Below are 1,127 nucleotides of genomic sequence, written 5' to 3' on the forward strand. Positions count from 1 at the left end.
CTCGACGAGGTGCTGGCGCGGCTGCGCCCGGGCGACATCCTCACCCACGCCTTCCGGCCGTTCCCCAACACCCCGGTGACCGCCGACGGCCGGGTGCGCCCCGAGGTGCTGGAGGCCCGCGCCCGCGGCGTGATCTTCGACATCGGCCACGGCATGGGCTCCTTCGCCTTCTCGGTCGGCCGCACGATGCTGGAGAACGGCTTCCTGCCGGACTGCATCTCGTCGGACGTGCACGCGCTCTGCATCGAGGGGCCGGCCTTCGACCTGCTCACCACGATGTCGAAGTTCCTCTGCCTCGGCATGCCGCTCGTCGAGGTGATCCGCGCCGCCACCGACAATCCGGCCCGCGCCCTCACCCGCGCCGATCTCGGCACCTTCCGGACCGGTGCGGCCGGCGACGCCTCAGTCCTGTCCCTCGATTCCGGCCGCTTCGACTACGTCGATTCGACCGGGGCGCACCTGTCGGGCGAGCAGCGCCTGTCGGCCAAGGCCACCGTCATCGACGGCGCCGTCTTCCACGCCAACTGAGGAATCCCGCATGACCCCCGAACAGAAGCTCGCCGAGCTCGGCCTGACCCTGCCTCAGGTGCCGGTGCCGGTGGCCAACTACGTGCCGTTCCGCATCGTCGGCGACCTGCTCTACCTCTCGGGCCAGGGCCCCAAGCGCCCCGACGGCACCTACCGCCCCGGGCGGCTCGGCCGCGACGCCACGATCGAGGAGGGTTACGCCGACGCGCAACTCGCCGGCCTCCAGCTCCTCGCCGTCGCCAAGGCGGCGCTCGGCGACCTGTCGCGGATCAGGGCGGTGGTGAAGCTGCTCGGCATGGTCAATGCGGAGCCCGACTTCGCCGACCATCCGAAGGTCATCAACGGCTGCTCGGACCTGCTGGTGAACGTGCTCGGCGAGGCCGGCCGCCACGCCCGCTCGGCGGTCGGCATGGGCTCGCTGCCCAACGCCATGACGGTCGAGGTCGAGGCGATCCTGCAGATCGCGCCCTGACGGGGGAGCGCGGGCGCGGATCCGCCCCTTGCAGGACCCGGGCTCGCCCGACCACCATCGCGAATCGTCAGTCCCCACCCTCTCGAGGCTCCCGATGCTCTCCCCCGCCCTGCGCGCCGCGATCGCC

At 72.0% G+C, this 1,127-nt stretch carries 2 protein-coding genes; both read left to right on the forward strand.

Annotated features, from left to right (window positions below; all coding sequences use genetic code 11):
• A partial coding sequence (locus A5481_RS14170; protein WP_156655626.1) for an amidohydrolase family protein occupies positions 1-528 on the forward strand: 528 nt, incomplete at its 5' end.
• A gap of 10 nt (positions 529-538) precedes the next feature.
• Positions 539-1,000: a RidA family protein gene (locus A5481_RS14175; protein WP_048434281.1), complete on the forward strand. Its 462-nt coding sequence runs from the start codon at positions 539-541 to the stop codon at positions 998-1,000.
• The last annotated feature ends 127 nt before the right edge of the window (positions 1,001-1,127 follow it).

Source organism: Methylobacterium platani, assembly GCF_001653715.1.
In the GTDB taxonomy this organism is placed as follows: domain Bacteria; phylum Pseudomonadota; class Alphaproteobacteria; order Rhizobiales; family Beijerinckiaceae; genus Methylobacterium; species Methylobacterium platani.

Coding starts and splice junctions, on each gene's coding strand:
- A5481_RS14175 (WP_048434281.1), top strand. CDS start 539: ATGACCCCCGAACAGAAGCTCGCCGAGCTCGGCCTGACCCTGCCTCAG.